Source organism: Paenibacillus sp. Y951 (assembly GCF_056786395.1).
The window spans coordinates 177415-198050 of record NZ_JBXCIY010000004.1 but is presented as its reverse complement, the minus strand read 5'-3'; the positions used below and the strand labels follow the sequence as shown (position 1 = coordinate 198050).

The window sequence follows — 20636 nt, the reverse complement described above, 5'->3', positions numbered from 1 at the left end:
TGCTTGAGAAAAGCAAAACGTACCTTTTTAAACATATCGCATTAACGATTACTGCTAGCGATACATTGATTTCTTCCAGCTCTTTTTGCTTCATATAAGCATTGATCAGCTATATCGAACAATTGTGTAAGATTCGTTGATGTAGCTGGATAAGCAGAAATTCCAGCAGAAACCGTAATATAATCACCACAAGGGCTTATTGTGCTTTCAATTATTTTTCTTAACTTCTCAGTAACCTCATAAGCTTCCTGCTCATTCATTTGATGGAGAAGCAATACGAACTCTTCGCCGCCATAGCGACAACAAATATCTTCTTTCCTAGCTACTTCACGCATTTTTTCTGCTAGAAACTTTAATACTTCATCACCAACAGAATGACCATAGGTGTCATTTATTCGTTTGAAATGATCAATGTCCCAAATAACGATAGAGAAGGATGTCTCGTTATTTCTCCATTTTTGCGTATACTCATCCATTGTTCTACGGTTCATTAGCTTTGTTAATGGATCTGTTTGAGACTGCTCTGTAATAAAGTCTACCTTTTCATGGAAAAATCCAAAGCTATAAGTTAATGCCTTTTTCAATTGAATGGCTTCATAATACCAAGCTTTTACTTTATTCAAGCTTTCGCTTTGATTTTTCTCGGTGCTAGATTCAATAAAGCCAGCCAGCTTTTGCAGCGGTTGGGCAATTAATTGTGATATTAACACAATAATAACTAACGATAACAACAAATAAGGCAATGCATTCACAATCATTTCTTGCATCATTTTTGTCGTTGGTGCCAATGCAACTGCTGCTGGACGTTGTGAGACGACTCCCCAGCCTACCGACGGAACATAGGCATACCCCGCAAGCATGTCGATTTTTTCCGTATTAAGAACACGGGTTGCTCCACTTTGCTTGTTCATCAATTGCTGTACCACTGGATTTTCCGATACTACATCATTAATTCGTTCTGAATTTTTATGATAAATTATATGACCCTCTTGATCGACAACATAGACATAAGAGCCATCTTCATAATAATGCTGCCCTAAAATTTGATTAAGTATATTTTCTTCTTTTAAGTATAAGCTTCCCCCAACAAGGCCCAAATAATGCTCATTCTCATCAAAAATAGGATAAGAAATAAAAACAATTAATCTTCCAGTAATTGATAAATAAGGCTTAGATACAATCGGTCTTTTCTCCCGTAATGCTTCTTTTCCACCTTCAGAATCCATAAGTTTACCGACTAGATCAAGCGTTTGAGGCGATGTTGCGACGATTTCACCGTTTGCATCAACAATAACAACAGAGTTAAATGTAGCTGTTTGATGCTTGAGCCGTTCGGTCTCTGCTAATAGCCTGTCGCTAGCATCCTCGTTTGTCATATATGAGGCAATCTCATGTGAGCTCCAAGCTAATGTTTGAAGTGTCATTTGAAAGAAGACATCTGTCGTATTTGCAAGTTTTTCAGCATACATTTGATTCGTTTCTAAAGCACTTTCTATTAATGTGTTTTTACTCATTCTATAACCTGATGAGATACTACTAAATAACGTTAATATGACCGATAATAATGCTACTGACAATATAAGATACTTTAAAGAAATTTTCATAATGTATTATGCCTCTTCTCTAATATCTTCTTCTACCAAATATATCATATTTCGCTATTTTTCGCGGATTTATTTATAATAAAAAGCCGTGCAAGAGCTGCTCGGCTTACACTTCAAACTCAGATAAATTCCCCTTTAATTCATTAACCTTATCCATATTTCTACTTACATTTGTAATTACTTAATTTCCCTTCATAAACTAACGCCAACTGCTCACTTTGCCGAAAATCGTCGGGTGTCACTAATGCAGCAAGCTTATTCCATAGCTTAATTCCCGAACGCTCTAATATTTCCGCAACAAATTGCGAACAAAAATAAGAGTTGCTAAATTCAACCGGTTCCTTGAGAGCGATGCCGATCACACCTAAAATATTATACATATACTTTTGACGACTACGAACAAAAATTTGCAAAACTCGCTTCATCTTCTCGATCTCACGTTCAGTTACTTGAAGCTCGTAGATGACACAGGTCGTATTGGGATATTTGCTAAATGTACCCGTCTTAAGATCCTCTTTAACGAAGCCGCCATTCAGAGGATTATTAGGATGCTTTCTGCCAAAGCTATACAGCTCAGACAACTCCGGGTCAAAGGAAATTGAAGCGTGATTATAGGGCGCTTTTGTATAGCCTTGAATCATCTTCGTAAATAGCGTTCCTGTATTCGTAAGTAAAATATAAATTGATCGATTATTTGACATACATACAAAAACCCCTTTTGAAAATTGTACATTTCCTTCATAATAACATATGAACCCTTTTATGGCGTATGTTCAAAAAGTAACCTTAAAAGGGATTCTACCTTATACTAAGTTGGTGATTCGTCCTGGACAGTTCATTAGTAAAGCTCATCATTGTTTTGGCAGCTGTAGCCGTCATACAATTGTTATATGTTATCATACGTAAAATACAGCCTATTAAAGATTATACGAATATTGGAGCTCGTATCAAAATGTGGTGGGGCATGCTTATTATTTTTGGTTTTGCCACGCTACTCAATCCGCTAGTATCATTAATTTCGTTAATGGGACTTTCGTTTTTTGCACTTAGAGAATATTTCTCCATGATCAAATCAAGTAAAGCGGACAGAAGATTATATTTATGGGCGTACTTATCAATCCCATTGCAGTTTTATTGGATCTATATTGAATGGTATGGAATGTTTATTATATTTATCCCAGTGTATGTATTTTTATTAATTCCAATTCCACGATTAATTAATAAAGGAACGGTCGGATTTCTCCGCAGCGTTAGCTCCGTACAATGGGGACTAATGCTTATGGTTTTCGGACTTAGTCACTTAGCTTATTTCCAATTTGCTACGCCGCAATATGGAGCAGGATTAGTGCTATATCTTGTTATATTGACGCAGCTCAATGACGTTGTTCATAATCTAGTATCAATCTATTATAGCAAAGGAAAAGTTGTTCCTACTGCCAATGCTAATTTGACTTGGGCAGGCTTCATCTGCGCCTTTGTAATAACGACGGCTGTTTCCTACTTAATCTATCCATATCTCACACCGCTTGATCTAATGTTCGGAATACTTTCTGGTATGCTCATTAGTTTAAGTGGATTTCTCGGTAGTTTAACCGTTTCCGTGCTAAAGCGAGATTTATTACTTGGCGATGATGATAAATTCGAAGCTTTGAAAAAAAGCCATCTAAGTAGAATCGACAGCTTAACTTATACTTCACCAGTATTATTCCATGTTATCCGTTATTTCTTTGATTTCATGTGAAGCATATGTATACTACTTGAAATTGCACGCTACAGCTGAATATGTCCCGGGTATCAACAATAGGTCAACAGATCAACTTAGATTATTAAGTTGCTCTGTTGACCCTTATTCTTGAAAGTATTGCTTATCCATTTACAATATTTTGAACCCGACCGACACGGCCATCCTCTAATCTAACCTTAATTCCATGCGGATGCTGTGGTGAATTAGTCAGCAAATCCTTCACTATTCCACGCGAGGTTTTACCTGTACGCTGATCCTGCTTTAATACGATATCAACCTCTAGTCCCGGCTTGATATTACTTCTCAATTTACCATCCATGTCTTGTTTCATCTCCAGCTTTATATTATCAGTAAACCTTATCGTAACATACTACAAAAGGCGAATCCTATTCAATTGAATGGACATTCGCCTTTTTATTTTTTATTAGGAATGATATAAACGACTTATAGTTACAAAAGCTTGCTGCCGTGTATATTTACACCTAACATATTCGCGGCACATTGTAGCATATTATAGCATGATTATGGGGTATATCGGTAAAATATAATTGAATCAATTTCATAAATCAAAAGCCTTACTACGACTAGCTTTTTAAGGCATAGGAAAAGGAGTACCTCCCCAAATTTCGAATAGGTTAAGTGCGAACAAAACCAAATGAGACAAGGAGGAACTCCCTATGCCATATATTCGACATGAGAGTTTATTTACCCTGCAAGAACTTTATCAAATGGAACAAAAAGATCGTTTCCGCGAGATTTTTCCCACAATAGATATTACCCCTATCATGCGTTTGGTCAGAAAAACATCGCTTTATGGGGCCCCTATTGAAGTGAATTACAGAGCGATGATCTACTCCTTGATCGTTAGGATTATGGAAAGGATTCCTACGATCAAAGATTTAATCAAAAGACTTCAACATGACATCTTATTCCGCCTGGATTGTGGCTCTATGCTTTCTGAAGCCATTCAGGTACTAAAAAGTACCTGTACATCTGGAGGCATATAATGATTAAGAAAAAATACAATATTTCAGTCGAAGCAACGCTCGAAGTTATAGGTGGAAAGTAGAATACGCACTTAGTGACTATGGAACAAGTCTTAGCAGCATATTAGACTCGCTATGTAACTGGGGCGAGCAACATATTATTGGACAATATGGTGATAAATATTCCGTACTGGAAGAAAATTCGTTAAACACTTAAATAGTCTACCTAGATATTTTATTCTAATTAACGATTAATTTTATCTGCGCGTCTTCCACTTGCCCGATATCGGCAAGAAAGTATTTTTTATGATCGTCTAGTATTGGAATGCTTTTATGTTCTGTCCCAATTTCCAATTCGAGTTGATTTCCATTATTTTTTAAGACTATTCCTCCAATGACTGTGGAACTAATGATTGACCCATTCTTCACAGATGGATACTGCGCGATAACTAATACGTTATGATTTTCATCAATTTCAACATCAATGTATTCATAGTACTTTCCGTATGTATTGAATAAACCGAACTTTTTCTCAGTTCGTAAAGTGATTATACCTATTTCGTTTTCTCCCTTATCATACAGATAATGTTCGAAAAACTTTCCGGTAGGAATAGTCATAACGATTTCATTTTGCTTTACACCATTCATCCAAAGAGCACCATTTTTGCTATTCTTAAAAAAATACAAAGAAGAATAAAAAATTATTAATATAAGTATTAACAACGGCAATATTCTTCTGAAAATCTTCATCGCAAGTCCTCCTTATAAAATAGATGAGTATTATCTTAAATATCATCTCGTTATATAAAAAACACTCCAAGCATTAGATTTTTTGTCTAATCCTTGGAGTGTCTTTGAACTACCTCTTACAATGAGGGTTCAAAAAGCGGGCTTTCAGAATCGAGAAGATGGAGTGCTACTTGAGAAAGGCGGAAGCGCAAGTGTACGTTATTGGTACACGCGAACCGTACTTTCCAAGTTCACTTCATATTCGATGTCGAATATGCTACGTCAGCATACTCATCGTTATCAAAGTCCGCTTTTTGAACTTCCCCTATTACAGTTGCTTGAATTCAATCCATTCGATCTGCATCCCCGGCTTCACAAAATCCAGCTTCATCTCATATAGACCCGCTTCTAGCTCGACTTTAACCAGCTTCTGCTTAATCCATTTGCCATCTGTTCCGTTCGTTTGAATTGTCGTCATTAACTGATCATTCAATGTTACATTGCAAACCGTTTGTGCGACATTCGTTTCTGGTGACATAATATGAACGATAAGACGATACTCTCCCGCTTCATCTACCTTCACAAAGATCGATTCATTCACGACAGGTGTAACTTGTGCATTATCAGACAATGACTGAACTACTGCTGGTGTAAGTGATGGATTGGCTGTTAATTTCGTAACAACATCTTCAATGACATGATCTCTTGTAAATACAATCGAATTCATAATAAACTGACAAATATTGATCGCACTACGCTGTAATTCTCCGCGTGTTAATGTACCATTCTCTAGTGATTCCATCGTATTGTCATCTAAGGAGTTAATTTCTGCCCCGTAGTTATTAACGACCATATATAGATCATTTTGCGCGCGCACCATAAAGTTAGTGTACTTCAAGCTTGGTGCTCCACCATGGACAACATCATTCATGACTGCCCACCAGTCCGTCATCACGATCCCTTTGAAGCCCCATTCTCCTCGAAGAATTGTTGTATTCAAATCATAGTTAGAAGCAGACCAATGTCCGTTAATTGCGTTGTATGAGGTCATGATGGAATTCGCACCGCTTTGTTTTACAGCAATTTCAAACCCTTTCAAGTAGATCTCACGTAATGCACGCTCAGATACTACAGCATCTACCTTCGTACGGTATTGCTCCTGATTATTACAAGCAAAATGCTTCAGAGTAGCATTAGAGCCACCCTTCTTAATGCCACTTGTACATGCTGCAGCAAAAGCACCGGTAACTAGCGGGTCCTCTGAGAAATATTCAAAATTCCGACCATTAAGTGGACTGCGGCGAATATTAAGCCCTGGTCCAAGTAAAGTATCAATATTATTTCTTAATAATTCTTGACCTTCCATCACGTAAAGTTGTTCGACGAGCTCAGTGTCCCATGTGGCAGCAAGTAAAGTTCCAATTGATACTTGAGTTGCTTTATGTCCACTGTCCATACGAATGCCAGAAGGACCATCAGCTGTACACGCTACTGGAATGCCAAGCTTGAATAGATTATCGCTAATTCCACCGAATGCAGAAGCTGTACCTGGTGTTACAAGCGGACTACCCATACCTTCGCCTCTAACAATTGCCGCAAGGTCTTGATCACCAAGCTGAGCAATAAATGTCTCCATGCTTACCTTTTGATCATAAACATCCTGTAATTTGTACCCTTGGTCACCAGTTTGCTCCAACGTTTTCGGTAGATTTTGCTCTATACGTTGTGCTAACGAAATTTGTTGTCTTGGAACTTCTACAGAGATTAATTCATAAGTGCCGTCTGCTTTCAGTGAACCTGGTGCCATTCTAGTAAAGCTTTCTGTTGGTGCCAACGCTTCTGTAAGTTGCTCGATCACTTGAATCGTATCTACAACATATCCGCTTTGATCTTTTAGACTAACGTTTACTGTATTTTTCACGCTATTACCAACATGTAGCTTGTATGTTCCAGTTTCTAATACATAAGCAGAGCGATATCCAGTTACACCACTATCATCATAGGACGCCATAGAATGAATAGGGAAGGTTACTGTTAACGTTTGAGTTTCTCCTGGTTGAAGCTCCTTCGTCTTACCGAAAGCTGCTAATACTTTAACAGGTTGACCTAACTTACCTTGTGGTGCTTCATAATACACTTGGATAACTTCTTTACCCGCGAACTGATTACCTGTATTAGTAACTGTTGCAATAATTTCAATACAATCGATGCCTTCTTGTGAAACTAACTTCGCTTCCAATTGAGCAATATCAAACTCGGTATACGAGATACCGTAGCCAAATTCAAACTGAACTTTCTCAGGGCAGAATGTCTCGAAGTAGCGATAACCTACATATATATCTTCTTCATAAATGGTCGTCTTCTCATTACCGAATTGATGAGTTGACGGATAATCCTCAATCGCATAAGCTATCGTATCCGTTAGTTTGCCGCTAGGTGTTACATCACCAACTAATACATCAGCGATTGCGTTACCGCCCTCCATGCCACCTTGCCATGCATAGATTACAGTTGAAATCGGGTTGACATAACTAGCATCATTCAGCCAACTCATATCAATAATATTCGATACATTCAATACAACGACTGTGTGTTCAAAATGTGCCGTTACAATATGCAACATTGACTTTTCATCAGCTGTTAGTTGATAGCTTCCAGGCTCATCCGCATTATCCTTATCCTCGCCTGCTGTACGTCCAATAACAATAATTGCTTTATTAGACTCGCTTCTTGCCGCTAGTACTAGTTCATCTGATAATGGCATTTCCTTCTGGAACCATGGTTCAGCAGCCCAGCCGCCTCCACCATTGTCGAATGGATTTTCTACAATCCATTGCTCATATGTAGCAGCTAATGGTTCATTAACTGTAATGTTGTTTTTACTACGAAGACCATCCAATAGATTCGTTGTATGTGTCACATGAACACTACCACCTGAACCTGTACCGCTACGGTAATAATTAATTTGAGTTCTACCGAAAATGGCAACCTTATCCTCATTTTGAAAAGGAAGGACTTTATTATTATTTTGCAACAATACCGCGCCCTGTGCCGCCACTTCCCTACTAAATTCAGCAAACCCTTCTAATGGAACGCCTATTTGTTCTGTAATCAACTCATCCACTCCCTATCGCTTATTACTTATATATTTTGAACTTGCACTTGTATCCATAATAACCCAACGAAGATACAAATTATAGTACGTATTAGAGTTCAAATTATATGCAATTTTGTCTTATCGTTGGACAATCTTGCTCTATAGCTATGACGAATACTACTCAAATTAGCTATGTCGCATATATCACTTGTTCATAGCAATTATAATTGAAGTCATCGATAACGGTAAAGGTATGAAACAAGAGCAAATTGTGCAGCTATTAAATCCAGCAATGAAAGGAAAGGATGGAATCGGGCTTGCCAATACGAATCGACGGTTAACACAACTTTATGGACATGGCTTGTCTATCGTTAGTAAGCCTAATGAAGGAACAATTGTTTCATTTGCCATTCAGGATCATTATAGTAAGTAGAATTTCCCTCCATACTCTTGAACAACAAAGAAGCAGTTCCCTATTGAGGGACTGCTTCTTTGTACATATTTAGATTATTTATCGAGCTGCGAGTTATTTAACATCAATCATATAAATCATCATGACCAGGTTACCTGCCACTTCATAATTCATCGCTAACAAGTAAACTCCCTTGTCTTCATTAGAAAGATCCAATGTGAACTTATCTGGATTTGCTGCCCATTCATTAACATCAAGCATCGTTTCATTAAACGTTGCATTGTTCCGAACGCCTGCTGTAGTAGGGATAACATAGTTGCCCTCGATATCTTTAACTGCATTGGCAACTTCCACGATCGGTCCTTGTAAATTACCCATTTCAATATATTGAGGATCTGCAATCAAGTTTTCTAACTTCGTTAAGCTTTGCAATGGTGAGAAGTCTGCTACTTCATTACCTGCAATATCAAGAGTCACTAGATTTTTCGCATATTGTAAACCATCAAGTGACCTAACTCTTCTGGAGTCACCTGTTAGCGACGTAAGGTTGTACATATCTCCCAGTGTGATCTCACCACTTATAGCTAAAGTCTTCTTAATCGCTTCATTTAAATACTTGTCGCTTATCGTAATGACTTGAGTTAAGTCTAATAGTGTTAATTCCTCTGTAGCTTTCTGCAAGGCTACTAATGCTGCATCAATTTCAGTTTGAGTAGTATCTTCGTTAGCTAGTACTTCTTCTGCTCTCATCAAGCTATTTTGTAATGCTGCAATGCTTTCAGAAGTATAACCATCTAGTGAAATAACTTTAGTCTCTTCGATTGCCGTAACTAGATCGCTTGTATATAGTCGATCTCCATTGGCAAAGTGGAATTTCGCATCCCCCCATACTGCATGGTCTGATCCGTTACCATTTCCTCCGTCCGTTACGACTAGCTTAAGCTCTTGCGCTCCGCTAAGATCAACTTCAAGCTGTTGCTCTGCGTCTCTTGAATTCATTAATCCACTATCAAATTTTTTCTCTCCATCTACATATACTTCAAAAGAAACTGAACCTACAGTATTATACATTTGTCGATCTACACCTACAAATGAAGTGAAGTAGTTAACATCTTTATCCGTTAGATTATATACAATCGTGGACGTTGAATGTGCACCAATACCTTTAGCATACGTAACTTCGGCGTTGTTTTCATCGGTTAATCGTAATGCTTTACCACTTATTGCAATATCTTTCTTAGGTGCAGTATAGCTATTTTGTGTAGACTTCCAATTATAATCAGATACATACTTGAAGTCTTCCATATTAACAACGGCAATAATTCTTGTTTTTGTAGTCGTGTTGTCATCTTTATCGGTAACAGTGTACGTGATTGGGTATTGTCCCGCACGATTGAAGTTTACTTCATCTTCACCAGTTACGACGACTTGAGAAGTGATGTTGCCATCTTCAGCATCGATAGCTGAATACTCTGCGCTAACTGATATTGCTTGTCCTACTTTAGTAGAAGTAGACGCACCTATTGTAAGTTCAGGTGTACTATTCAAAATTAAAAACTTAGCAACTGCAAAGTTTCCATGATCAGATGCATTGCCATTACCTGCGTTGTCTACAATTAGTGTTAATTGCTCAACACCTTTAACTGGTATTCTTACAAATTGGGCTTCGGTATTGTATTTCATCAACCCGCTATTATACACTTCTTGACCATCAGCCATAATTTTAAAGATTACACTTGAGTTATTTTGTGCTGCAATATTACGGTCAACGCCAATGATTGTTTCAAAGTACTCGTAGTTCGTATCACCAATGTTATATACAATTTCAGAATTGGCATGTGTTCCTATTCCTTTTGCGAATTCTTTCGTTTCACCATTAACAAGTAATTTTAATGTGGCGTTAGTGCTTGATTTATCTTTTCTTACGACATTATAATCTGTTCTTGCAGATTCCCACTCCACATCAGTTGCGTATTGACTAGAACTGTACACGACAACCGTTCTGGATTGTGTAATTTTATTTCCATCGCTGTCCGTCACTGTGTATTGTACGTTGTAAGTACCTGTTTTCTCTGAACTGAACCCATTCATTTGTACATCAACTTTTTCGATTAAGTTTCCATCTTCGACATCAAATGCTTCTACGCCGCTTAACATATCGAATTCATCATTTAACTTAACGACTACCATTTCTTCAGCTACCGTTAATGTTGGCATACTAGAATTATTACTGAATTTCGCATCAGCCCAAACCGTATGATCATAATTATTACCATTATTATTAGCATCTGTTGTAACGAGTTTGATTTCTTTCGCTCCTGTAACAGCTACTTTTACATATTCGTGTGCTGTACTTGATAGGAAAACATCACTATCGAATACCTTTTCTCCGTCTACATATATTTCAAATGTAGCTGAAGATGGTCTACCTTTCGCTGCTTGATCGATACCAATATAACTTTCAAAGAAGTCATAACCTCTCCCCTCAATATTGTAGACCACTTCAGAATTGGCATGTGCGGCAAGACCTTTAGTATAGGCTACCGGAAGTCCCTGTCTAATAAGTGTAATGATGCCTCCATTAGCGGCTTTATCTTTCTGGAAAGAACCCGAGCCAACTTTGGCTGATTGGTCATTCAGATCAGAAGCATACAAATAATTACTCGTAACTGTAACGTTTGTTGTCTTCGTTTCTGTTGTCTGTTCACTCTTTACTTCATATACAACTTTGTAGTTTCCTTTACGTGTAACATTAACATTATTTGATTTCACAACAACTTTACTCGTAATATCATTACCTTGATAGTTCGTTGCCTTCACATAATTCATAGGATCAAACGGATGATTCAGCTTCAATGTCACTTGATCCTCAACAGATAACGTTGGCATGAATGCCTTAACAGATACTGGATTAAGTGTATTTAGCTTCTTGTCATAGCCAATAATTGTATAAGTATAATTAATGCTCGGATCTATATTCTGATCAACGAATTGACCCGTACCAGTGAATCCTACAAGCGTATCGTTTCTATAAATCTCATAGCCTAACAAATCTTCTTTAACGGATTTGTCCATCGTAAAGTTTAATGTATTAGACTTTGCAGTAGCGTTAGCAGTAATACCGACTTTTATCGCTACATCTTTGCTAGTTATACCTGTTCCTTCATAATTAATTAACGTATCATTCAAATACCATAGCTTTTTCGGAGCAGGATATACAGCTGTCTTCTCTCTCGTTTCTGGATTAACTGTGAATCCATGTCTAGCAAAATAACTACTTAAATCCATTCCAAGCACTTCTGAGGAAAATTCCACTAAATACTGTTGCTTAGAATTATCTCCGTTAGCAAGAGAAACCTTCCGCTCGCGGTACATTCTATTCAGCTCCGTCCAATATCCTGGATGAGCTAATTCTAACTGCCAATATGCTGCAAGTGCTGCAAAATAAGATTGATTGTTCATGACTACTTTATTTTCTTCGATAACGTATTTATAAATTGTACTTTCATACGGAATACGGTTATCTATTGCGATACTGTTATTTATTGAATTAGCATGAACAGACATCAACATAGATAGCATATTATTCGTTATTTCACCATATTCTCGTTCACCAACAGCCAAACGGTGTCCAATCTCATGATTCAATCCCCAACCTGGAGATACTTTGTTAAAGTCAGCTAACATCGTACCAACCGTTCCACCTTGAATACCAGTATGGTCACCGGCTGCATACATCGCGCCGTAAGGTTGCATTAATCTAATATTCTCACGAATTAACTTCGGATCATGAAGTTCACTACTACCATCGAAACCATAGAAATCAAACATTGTCTTCATCCAAGCATCATAGCCTGTTATCGTATCCATTGGATTTTTACCTTGCGTTACAAAAGTGTTATAAGCGATTGTAGCTGTTCCAGTAAAGATAACATGATCACTTACCATCTCTACGACATCGATTAATTGACGATCATTAACATTTGGATGTGCAGCTTTATCTGCATCTAATCTTTGTTTATAGTCGATTAAGAAAGCCTTAAATTCTTCTGGATCTGTATCTTCTGTCATAAACGGTATTTTCTCTAAACCTTCAAAGCGAATGATCGGAGCTTTTCCTTGCTCCTCAGCCGTATATGGATTAACAATATATACAGTTCCACCTTTAGTTACGTCATGAGCATAATAACTATTTTTTGAAAATGTAGGTACCGTAATTGTATTTTTACCTGGACGTAATTGTATTGATCTTGCCCATACGTTCCAAGCGGCCTCCTGTTGAGTAAAGACTATTGAGGGTAACTTATCGGCTGACTCTACATCTACATAGATATTAACTGTTTCTCCTGGCATAGCTGCAAAGCCAGTAGGCTGATTATTAACACCAAAATTCACTCTCAAATTTTGTTGTGCGTGTTTTCTCAAATCACCACGTTGCTCAGCGGTAATAATTGTACCTTCAAGATCGACTTCACCGTTAACTAGCTTTTTAGCCAATTCTAGTTGATCTCTGAACATAGAGTATAACGGATGTTCTATCGCTTCTACCTCTAATGAATTGATCTTGTCGACTTGATTGTATGCTGGAACTACTGCACTCATCGTTCCATCTGTGAAAATACCGCTAAAGGCATCTCTAACTGTATCTTCCTTGTAGAAAGAAAATTCTGCAGCACTTGCCCAATCTTGATTCGCTTTTGTGAATACGAATTTAATACGTTTGAATTCTGTCGTTGCAAATTTTATCTCAACAATATGACCAGTTGATCCCTTATACTCTCCTGTAGATACTAGTGTAAAATCATCGCCATTATCTGTAGCTGAGCTATAGATTTCAAATTTCTGCGCAAATCCTTTTCCTTGAGCACTTGCTTGTCTAGCGGCATAAACGATTCTATCTAATGTTGTCGATTCATTAAGATTGAAAATAATTTCATTAGTAAATATTGCACTGTTGGGCTTGCCAGTTTCCCAATGTGTAGCCATATCTCCATCAATTGCTTTTTGAATCTGAGAGTTCGGATAGTTTCCACCGTTATTAGTAATTGATCCAATATTGGCATTATCCATCTTGTATACTGCATTGTAATCCCTTAGAATATCTTTACCATACAGATCAAATGGAGCTACAGAAGCTAGATTAACGTTGCTCACATTACTTTCTACGACTGCTCTTACTTCATACTTACTTTGCAATTCATTGGCGAATACTGGAGCAGCCCCTACAGAAATATTAAGTAACAGTGCTGCTGATGTTGCAATTACGATCATTTTGTTCATGTTTCTACCTCCTGAGTGATGATGATCTAATATTTAGCCACGAAAAAAAACTACCCATAGAGTAGCTTTTTTGCACGCAAAGTCAGACATTTAAGACGTCAAAAATTACGTCGTCTTTATTCAACTTTAGAAACAAAAAGCATGAAATACTCTTTGGTAACTGGCTGACATAGTTATTGAAAACCTTTAGTCCCTGTAGCTTTGCGTCCCTACATTTCTATAGGTTTGCCACTTAATAATACCAACATTAACATAGCATGCCTTCATATTACATGATCATTTGGAATCAAATAAAAGTAGGTATAACAACCTTTTATTATAAAATTTTATTAATTTCCACTCGATGATCACTTTTTTCTATAACTCAATCCCTATTTTAAAAAATTTATTTTATTTTCCCGATTAATTATTGCAAATAATGAAACTTTTGAACTGTATAGCTATTAACCTTATCCAGCGTTAAAAAAGCGGCAATCACTCCCCGATTGAATATCGAGAAGCGATCACCGCTTTGGAATACTTTTAGTTGGATTGTTGAATAAGTAATCTATAGATCATCGTTGTAGCTTCTACTTTAGTAGCTAGTCCGCTTGGATCATAGTTTCCATTAGTTTTTCCAAGAATAATACCAGACTGCTGCAATGTCTTAACCGCCGTTACCGCATAATTGCTAATTAATTGTTGATCGTTAAAGGTAACCAGTTCTACTTTCTCTGGTTTTGTATTCAACACAGTCATAACGCGTTGCAAAATGACAGCCGTATCTTCACGTCTAATAAGGTCATTCATCCCAAATTCAGCATTGCCATTACCATTAATAATTTGCAGTTTTTCCGCACTTGCTACTGCATTAGCATAGGTCGCATCCTTCTCCACATCAGTAAATGAGCTTACCGCTGTTCCATCTAGAAGACCGAATGTATTCATAACAAGCTCGATAAATTGTGCGCGTGTCATCTTGTTACTTGCAGCTTCAGTATTTTCCACTATACCTACAATTACATCTCCGCTTTTTGTAATCGTATAGTTAAGAACTTCACCGCTCCAGAAATAAAGTGTTAGTTTTACTGCGCCATCATTAACTTCTTGGAAAAAGTTTTCCTTAAGTATAATTTTGTTAGTGTCATACGAAGGTGCAAATGTGTAAGCAAATTCTTTGAATGACGTCCAGTTTTGTGGACCTGCAAAACTACCATCCGCATAAATAGCTTCCATCGTAGCAAGGTTATCTCCGTTAAATGTCGTTGGAATTGCAAAATCGGTTGCTGTACCTACAATATTTTGGAGGACTGGCGTATTGTATGTAATAACATCGAAGTTCCAGCTCTTACCTTTATCAAAAGTAGCAGTTAGTATCGCATTAATCCCTAGTTTCTCTGATGCTGTTAAGCTTTCAAGCAAGCTTGCTTTCACAGTCAATGCTTCACCAGCAAGGACATAATCTTCACCTGCAGTTAATTCCTCGCCAGCTAATTCAAGTGCAACGAATTTATTTCCGTTCAAATTAAGCGATTTCGTTACATCAGTAACTTCTTTTCCTTGCTCTACATAGATGAAGTTAGATTCAGCTGTTGCTGAACGAATTGCCCAGCTAGCTTTCATCATTGCAAATAGCTCAGGGTTCGACCATTCAAAGGATTGACGACCAAAATGCTGCCCGTTATCCCATAGCATATGTGTTAATTCTTTTTCATTGGCATAGTGAATCATAAATTCAAAAAACTTAAGCTTTTCACCTTGCTGAATCGTATTCAAGTCAGTGTCGAAGCCCAGCAATCCAAATTCACCAATAATAACTGGAATACCGTTTTTCGTAAATGTATGATGTACACGATCGAATGTACTAATAATATCGTTTTTCGTTTCCTCATTAAATGTAGTGACGCCGGCAATATTTACACTAAACGGCCAGAAGCCGTAATAATGAACGGTAGATATAATATTCGGATCGTCTAGCTTATCAATAAAGCTGTATAGCGCATCTAGCTTATGCTGCTCTGACCCCGTATCTAGCGTTGGTAGGACGAGCGGACGAATATCGTTTTTACCTCCAGATTTCCTGACGATGTCATAGAAGGATGAATTCAGCTCATCAAGATATCCTTGTTTTTCTTCGTCCGTTCCCCAGAAGCGTGGTTCATTAATACTTTCGAACATTAGTTTAGTAGATTGATCTTTGTATCGGTTAGCAAGCTGCGTCCAAATCGCATCATAACGCGCAAGCGAAGCATCGTGATTTTCCTGCATGCCTGATTCTAACCAGATCCATGAATCATGATGAATATTGATCATCACATATAGATTCTCATCAAGCGACCACTGAATCACTTGATCTAAGCGATTAAGGAATTCGGCATCAATGATGTAGTTAGGAGCTTCTTCCATTCTTTGATCAAATGTAACTGGAATTCGAATACTTTTATAGCCTTGATCCGCAATTTGCTCGATGAATTCCTGCGTAACTTTAGGATTACCCCATGCTGTCTCATCTTTTCCAACGGCATCAAAAGTATTGCCCAAGTTCCATCCAGGTTGCATAGCTTCTGTATAGTCTTTTATATCAATCTTGTCCTCCGTATTTTGAGCTGCAAAGCTAACAGTTGGTAACAACAACGCTAATAACAAAACCGTAGAAAATAATAATTTCTTGAAGTACTTCACATTAAAACCTCCCTTAGTTTCGCTTTACCAACATAAAATCACGCTCGAAAATGATATTTTGTTTATTTTGCAGCTGTACATTTCAATGTTGGTAACGCTTTCAAACGACTATACCATAACCAGTATTTGGGTGTACACCTCTGAAATTGGTGCTAAATTCATATAATAACTAGTGATCTATTAGTGTGTATAATTTCCAAACAATAGAAGCATCTTAATAGTATAGATTTTTCTAAATACTAATTTATCAGGATGTGTTCAGATGAGATTCGATAACTTTACATCTCCCCTTACAAATAGTGACAATTATGATATTGCACAAACGTCTGAACCTATAGTTACAACCATTTTTCGCTCCATAGCAGACAATATTAACTACCTTGAGAATTTTTTTCTGAAATCACAGGATCTCAAAAATCGTCGTTTCGTATTTAATAACAAACAATGTATTGCCTTTTATTTTGAAACGCTTGTCGATCAAGATAAGCTGCAACAAAATTTTTTTCTATCACTTTCTGATTTTACTAGCAAATTTAACGAAGCTAACTATCCCTTTCGCAACCTGCCTAACACAACAAACTTTGATGAAGTCACGCAAAAACTGCTTGAAGGATTTTCGGCGATCTATATCGATGGCGAGCAACATGTATTTTTCGTGGAAACCGCTGCAAGTTTCGTTAGAAGCACGAACGAGCCGAATAATGAAAAGGTTGTTAGAGGCTCCCATCAAGGGTTTGTAGAAAATCTAACGGTCAATTTGAATCTACTAAGACATAGAATTATTGACCGTAGCTTGTATATTCAATACATGACGATCGGTGATAAAACAAATACAAAAGTAGCTATAGCCTATATGAAAGGACTTGCTGACGAACAGATTGTAGAAACTGCACTAACAAGGTTACAAAACATTTCTACTGACATGGTCTTTAGTACGGATTTATTGGAAGAGTATATCGAAGATTCAACTGCCTCCCCATTTCCGCAAATGCAGAATACAGAACGACCAGATCGTGTGGAGGCTAATATAATAGAGGGAAAAATCGCAATCTTTGCCGAAGGTTCTCCAACCGTGCTACTAATTCCGTCCACTTTCTTTACGTTCTATCAGTCACCAGATGATTATAATAGCCGTGTCTATGTCGGAAGCTTCATTCGTATGATTCGACTATTCAGCTTTGGTATTGCTGTAACATTGCCAGCTATTTATATCGCAGTTATTGGCTTTCATTTTGGAGTGATGCCACATTTGCTTGCGATTACCGTTAAAAGCTCGATTGATAGTATTCCTTATCCACCTTTAGTTGAAGCGTTTATTATGGAATTGACAATTGAACTCATTAGAGAGGCCGGTATTCGACTACCTTCTGCTATTGGCATGACGATTAGTATCGTGGGCGGACTCGTTATCGGTGATGCCATTGTGAAGGCAGGACTAGTATCGAATACGATGATTGTTATCGTTGCGATGACTGCGATTGCCTGCTATGTCGTGCCTTCAAGTGAGATGAGCTCCGCAGTTCGCTTATTAAGATTTCCAATGATGATTGCTGCCTCAATTTTGGGATTTGTTGGTATTGTATTTGGTCTGATGGTTCTTTTCATACACCTATGCAAATTAGAATCATTCGGTACTCCTTACTTTTCACCTATAGCTCCATTTCGTTGGCATCAGTTAAAGGATTCACTACTTAGATTGCCTGTACGGTGGAGCAAAAATAAAAATATTAACCGATACACCAAAAAATGAAGAAATAATTCGTATCGAGGAGCCATTTCCCAATGATCAAATCAGAAAACAAAATTTCCCAATTTCAACTTTTTTTTATTATTATTCAAGCTCAAATTGGTATTGGCATTATTTATTTACCTTATGAGGTGAATAAAATTTCAGGCAGCGATGCGTGGATTTCCGTATTTGCTGCCGGTGTTTTTGTACAAATCGGTATTTTAATTATTTGGCTATTATGTCGTCGATATCCAGAGCAAACGATCTTCGAGTTTATGAATATTATTGTTGGTAGACCAATCGGATTTTTATTGAAAATGGGCTATATTAGTTACTTTTTTGTGACAGCTATATTAATGGTATTGCAATTTGGAGAGAAAGTGAATACATGGATGCTCCCTCGCACTCCGATATGGGTGATATCTTTTCTACTTATAGCGATTAGTATTTTATGCGTTAAAGAAAACTTAAAGGTAATGGCTCGTTTTATGGTCTTAGAGGCATTATTGCTGATCGTTTTACTTGCATTTACATTCCTTATACTAAGGGATCTTCACATTTTATACGTTTTACCAATAGGAGAGAGTGGTTTTTTTAATATGTTAAGAGGGGCATCGCAAGGCTCATTTTCTTATCAAGGGTTTGAATCACTACTCGTCATACTACCGTACTGCTTAGGAAAAGGGGTAGGGAAATTGAAAGTCGCTTTATCCGCTAATGGATTCACCACAATCTTCTATACCTATCTCACCTTTATCACCATCACCTATTTCGGAACTTCAGCACTACGATTCATCCCTGAGCCTATACTGTACATTATGAAATTCAAATATTTGAATATTATTGATAGAGTAGATCTTATATTTTTCTCTATTTGGATTGTAACTGTTGCCACTTCATTAATGATGTATCTTTATTTAACTTCAGTCGGAATAACTCATTTGTTCGGCAAAACGAAGCGTACTCCTTTCGTATATTGTATAGGAGCTTTAACGTTTATTGTTGTATTATTTATACCAGTAAATGGTCGAGTCATTCATATATTTGGCTATACCGCCAACCTATATAGTATTGTATTTACCTTTGTATTGCCTGCTATTCTATTAATCGTGTCACTTGTTCGTCGTCAAAAAGTACAGGAGGATATACCATCATGAATACATCGAGAAAGTTCCTTCTCCTTCTAGTATGCTGTTGTATTGTGTTGTTAACTGGCTGCTGGGATCAAAAATTACTTAGTGAGGCCAAGCTAGTCATGGTCTCGGGATTCGATGTCACTAAGGAAGGAAAGCTATTAGGTACAATCGTTATTCCTAAATTTAGTTCTAGCGAAGGAGCAGCCAAAGTAGCAGAAAGTCAAATTGTATCAGGGGAAGGTGATACGACGATGGATATTGGGAAGGCGCTTAATCTTAAAATTGCCGGACAATTCGATTCCTCGAAAATGATCGTTCTATTGTTCGGTGAGGATTATGCAAAGCAGGATATTCAGCCTGGACTTGATGTGTTTTATCGCGATCCAACACGTTCGCTCGTTGATAATGCTGCTGTTGTAAAAGGACGAGCTAATGAGCTACTTAATATTAAGCTCAATGAGGCCGGAGGCATGAGCCAATATCTCGATACCTTATTTGAAATTGCTCAGCAAGATAACATCATTCCACGTCAAACGAGACCGATGTTTTCCGATTTTTCCGATCCATCAACTGATCTTGTATTGCCCTTCATTGAAGCAAAGGTAAATGAAGCAGAAATAATCGGGATAGCTTTATTCAACGGCTCTAAGTATACGGGTAAGCATTTAAATATTGATGAATCCATGATCTTTATGTTGTTAAATGACCATTTAAATAACAACTCGGAAATTAAAGTGAAGATCCACGAAAACGAAGTTCCAGAAAGTAAAAATTATATTTATATTAATGCATCGAAATTAAAGCGTAAATTGAAGGTGATCGGGCAGGATGCGAATCATATTTCGGCACATATTCATCTAGATTTGAAAGTAGAAGTGTTGGAGTATCCGGAAAACTATCTAGACTCGTCTCAAAAAATTCGAGATATAGAAAAAGTTATTTCTGAAAAACTAACAGAGGAAGCCAATATCGTTATTAAGAAGCTACAAGAAGCAAATTCCGATGGACTCTCTATCGGTAGACAATTAATTGCTTTCCATCATGCTACATGGGAACAAATCGATTGGAATGAAACATATTCAACGATTGATTTTGACGCACAAGTGAACACGAAAATTATAAATCATGGTATTTTCAATTAAACATAACGATCGTCGGAGCATGTAAACAATGATCTGCAGTAGGAAAATATTTGATCAGCTGCCTTGTTCAACGATGAATAGAATATAGCCTCAGTTATTCAATCGTTGAACAGCAT

Annotated in this window: 13 protein-coding genes, 2 pseudogenes and 1 riboswitch; of the genes and pseudogenes, 8 read left to right on the top strand and 7 right to left on the bottom strand. The window is 37.3% G+C overall.

All coding sequences use genetic code 11. The annotated features are described in order from the left end of the window. Positions 1 to 41 precede the first annotated feature (41 nt). Complete coding sequence (locus tag AC1TPB_RS07705; protein ID WP_482075941.1) at positions 42 to 1604, bottom strand: sensor domain-containing diguanylate cyclase; 1563 nt, start codon at positions 1602 to 1604, stop codon at positions 42 to 44. Between the two features lie 161 nt (positions 1605 to 1765). Further along, on the bottom strand, positions 1766 to 2305 hold the full coding sequence (locus AC1TPB_RS07700; RefSeq protein ID WP_482075940.1) for a hypothetical protein: 540 nt from the start codon (positions 2303 to 2305) through the stop codon (positions 1766 to 1768). Between the two features lie 125 nt (positions 2306 to 2430). Between AC1TPB_RS07700 and AC1TPB_RS07695 the strand changes: the two genes are divergently transcribed. Continuing rightward, entirely contained in the window at positions 2431 to 3345 is a 915-nt protein-coding gene (locus AC1TPB_RS07695) for a phosphatidate cytidylyltransferase (RefSeq protein WP_482076078.1), read from the top strand. A gap of 124 nt (positions 3346 to 3469) precedes the next feature. Here AC1TPB_RS07695 and AC1TPB_RS07690 read toward each other — a convergent pair whose 3' ends face one another. Next, on the bottom strand, positions 3470 to 3667 hold the full coding sequence (locus AC1TPB_RS07690) for a YwbE family protein (protein WP_482063805.1): 198 nt from the start codon (positions 3665 to 3667) through the stop codon (positions 3470 to 3472). A 358-nt stretch (positions 3668 to 4025) separates the two neighbouring features. Between AC1TPB_RS07690 and AC1TPB_RS07685 the strand changes: the two are divergent. Both AC1TPB_RS07685 and AC1TPB_RS07680 read left to right on the top strand, forming a co-directional pair. After that, positions 4026 to 4316, top strand: a pseudogene (locus AC1TPB_RS07685) (transposase); the annotation flags it as partial. 38 nt (positions 4317 to 4354) lie between these two features. Continuing rightward, a pseudogene (locus AC1TPB_RS07680) lies at positions 4355 to 4551 on the top strand (winged helix-turn-helix transcriptional regulator). Positions 4552 to 4574: 23 nt separating this feature from the next. Here the strand turns inward: AC1TPB_RS07680 and AC1TPB_RS07675 are convergent. Then, the gene (locus AC1TPB_RS07675; protein WP_482075939.1) at positions 4575 to 5084 is read right to left on the bottom strand and encodes a hypothetical protein; all 510 of its coding nucleotides are present in this window, start codon (positions 5082 to 5084) and stop codon (positions 4575 to 4577) included. Positions 5085 to 5205: 121 nt separating this feature from the next. Between AC1TPB_RS07675 and AC1TPB_RS07670 the strand changes: the two genes are divergently transcribed. Next, positions 5206 to 5463, top strand: a complete 258-nt coding sequence (locus AC1TPB_RS07670) for a hypothetical protein (RefSeq protein ID WP_482075938.1) — start codon at positions 5206 to 5208, stop codon at positions 5461 to 5463. On the opposite strand, the gene AC1TPB_RS07665 is transcribed toward AC1TPB_RS07670, so the two are convergent. After that, on the bottom strand, positions 5392 to 8178 hold the full coding sequence (locus tag AC1TPB_RS07665; RefSeq protein WP_482075937.1) for a glycoside hydrolase family 3 C-terminal domain-containing protein: 2787 nt from the start codon (positions 8176 to 8178) through the stop codon (positions 5392 to 5394). The two genes, AC1TPB_RS07670 and AC1TPB_RS07665, sit on opposite strands and share 72 nt — an antisense overlap. Before the next feature lie 190 nt (positions 8179 to 8368). Between AC1TPB_RS07665 and AC1TPB_RS07660 the strand changes: the two genes are divergently transcribed. Then, positions 8369 to 8593 carry a sensor histidine kinase gene (locus AC1TPB_RS07660; RefSeq protein ID WP_482075936.1) on the top strand — a complete coding sequence of 75 codons (225 nt, stop codon included), beginning with the start codon at positions 8369 to 8371 and terminating at the stop codon, positions 8591 to 8593. 93 nt (positions 8594 to 8686) lie between these two features. Here the strand turns inward: AC1TPB_RS07660 and AC1TPB_RS07655 are convergent, their stop codons facing one another. Continuing rightward, a complete protein-coding gene (locus AC1TPB_RS07655) occupies positions 8687 to 13852 on the bottom strand; it encodes an NPCBM/NEW2 domain-containing protein (protein ID WP_482075935.1) in 5166 nt (1721 codons plus the stop codon). 152 nt (positions 13853 to 14004) lie between these two features. Continuing rightward, positions 14005 to 14092, bottom strand: a riboswitch (cyclic di-GMP riboswitch). A gap of 282 nt (positions 14093 to 14374) precedes the next feature. Further along, entirely contained in the window at positions 14375 to 16513 is a 2139-nt protein-coding gene (locus tag AC1TPB_RS07650) for a cellulase family glycosylhydrolase (protein WP_482075934.1), read from the bottom strand. Positions 16514 to 16775: 262 nt separating this feature from the next. Here AC1TPB_RS07650 and AC1TPB_RS07645 point away from each other — a divergent pair, with 262 nt between their 5' ends. From AC1TPB_RS07645 to AC1TPB_RS07635, 3 genes are read left to right on the top strand one after another with little or no spacing between them, the layout of a single operon-like run. Continuing rightward, on the top strand, positions 16776 to 18263 hold the full coding sequence (locus AC1TPB_RS07645; RefSeq protein ID WP_482063809.1) for a spore germination protein: 1488 nt from the start codon (positions 16776 to 16778) through the stop codon (positions 18261 to 18263). A 32-nt stretch (positions 18264 to 18295) separates the two neighbouring features. Beyond that, positions 18296 to 19399: a GerAB/ArcD/ProY family transporter gene (locus AC1TPB_RS07640; protein ID WP_482075933.1), complete on the top strand. Its 1104-nt coding sequence runs from the start codon at positions 18296 to 18298 to the stop codon at positions 19397 to 19399. Then, positions 19396 to 20520: a Ger(x)C family spore germination protein gene (locus AC1TPB_RS07635; protein ID WP_482075932.1), complete on the top strand. Its 1125-nt coding sequence runs from the start codon at positions 19396 to 19398 to the stop codon at positions 20518 to 20520. The genes AC1TPB_RS07640 and AC1TPB_RS07635 overlap by 4 nt, the downstream gene beginning before the upstream one ends. Positions 20521 to 20636: the final 116 nt, after the last annotated feature.

What these genes read in the sequence shown, in the direction of transcription:
- AC1TPB_RS07655 (WP_482075935.1), bottom strand. Translation starts at nt 13,852, where the DNA reads ATGAACAAAATGATCGTAATTGCAACATCAGCAGCACTGTTACTTAAT.
- AC1TPB_RS07705 (WP_482075941.1), bottom strand. Translation starts at nt 1,604, where the DNA reads ATGAAAATTTCTTTAAAGTATCTTATATTGTCAGTAGCATTATTATCG.
- AC1TPB_RS07700 (WP_482075940.1), bottom strand. Translation starts at nt 2,305, where the DNA reads ATGTCAAATAATCGATCAATTTATATTTTACTTACGAATACAGGAACG.
- AC1TPB_RS07675 (WP_482075939.1), bottom strand. Translation starts at nt 5,084, where the DNA reads ATGAAGATTTTCAGAAGAATATTGCCGTTGTTAATACTTATATTAATA.
- AC1TPB_RS07640 (WP_482075933.1), top strand. Translation starts at nt 18,296, where the DNA reads ATGATCAAATCAGAAAACAAAATTTCCCAATTTCAACTTTTTTTTATT.
- AC1TPB_RS07645 (WP_482063809.1), top strand. Translation starts at nt 16,776, where the DNA reads ATGAGATTCGATAACTTTACATCTCCCCTTACAAATAGTGACAATTAT.
- AC1TPB_RS07670 (WP_482075938.1), top strand. Translation starts at nt 5,206, where the DNA reads ATGAGGGTTCAAAAAGCGGGCTTTCAGAATCGAGAAGATGGAGTGCTA.
- AC1TPB_RS07635 (WP_482075932.1), top strand. Translation starts at nt 19,396, where the DNA reads ATGAATACATCGAGAAAGTTCCTTCTCCTTCTAGTATGCTGTTGTATT.
- AC1TPB_RS07690 (WP_482063805.1), bottom strand. Translation starts at nt 3,667, where the DNA reads ATGGATGGTAAATTGAGAAGTAATATCAAGCCGGGACTAGAGGTTGAT.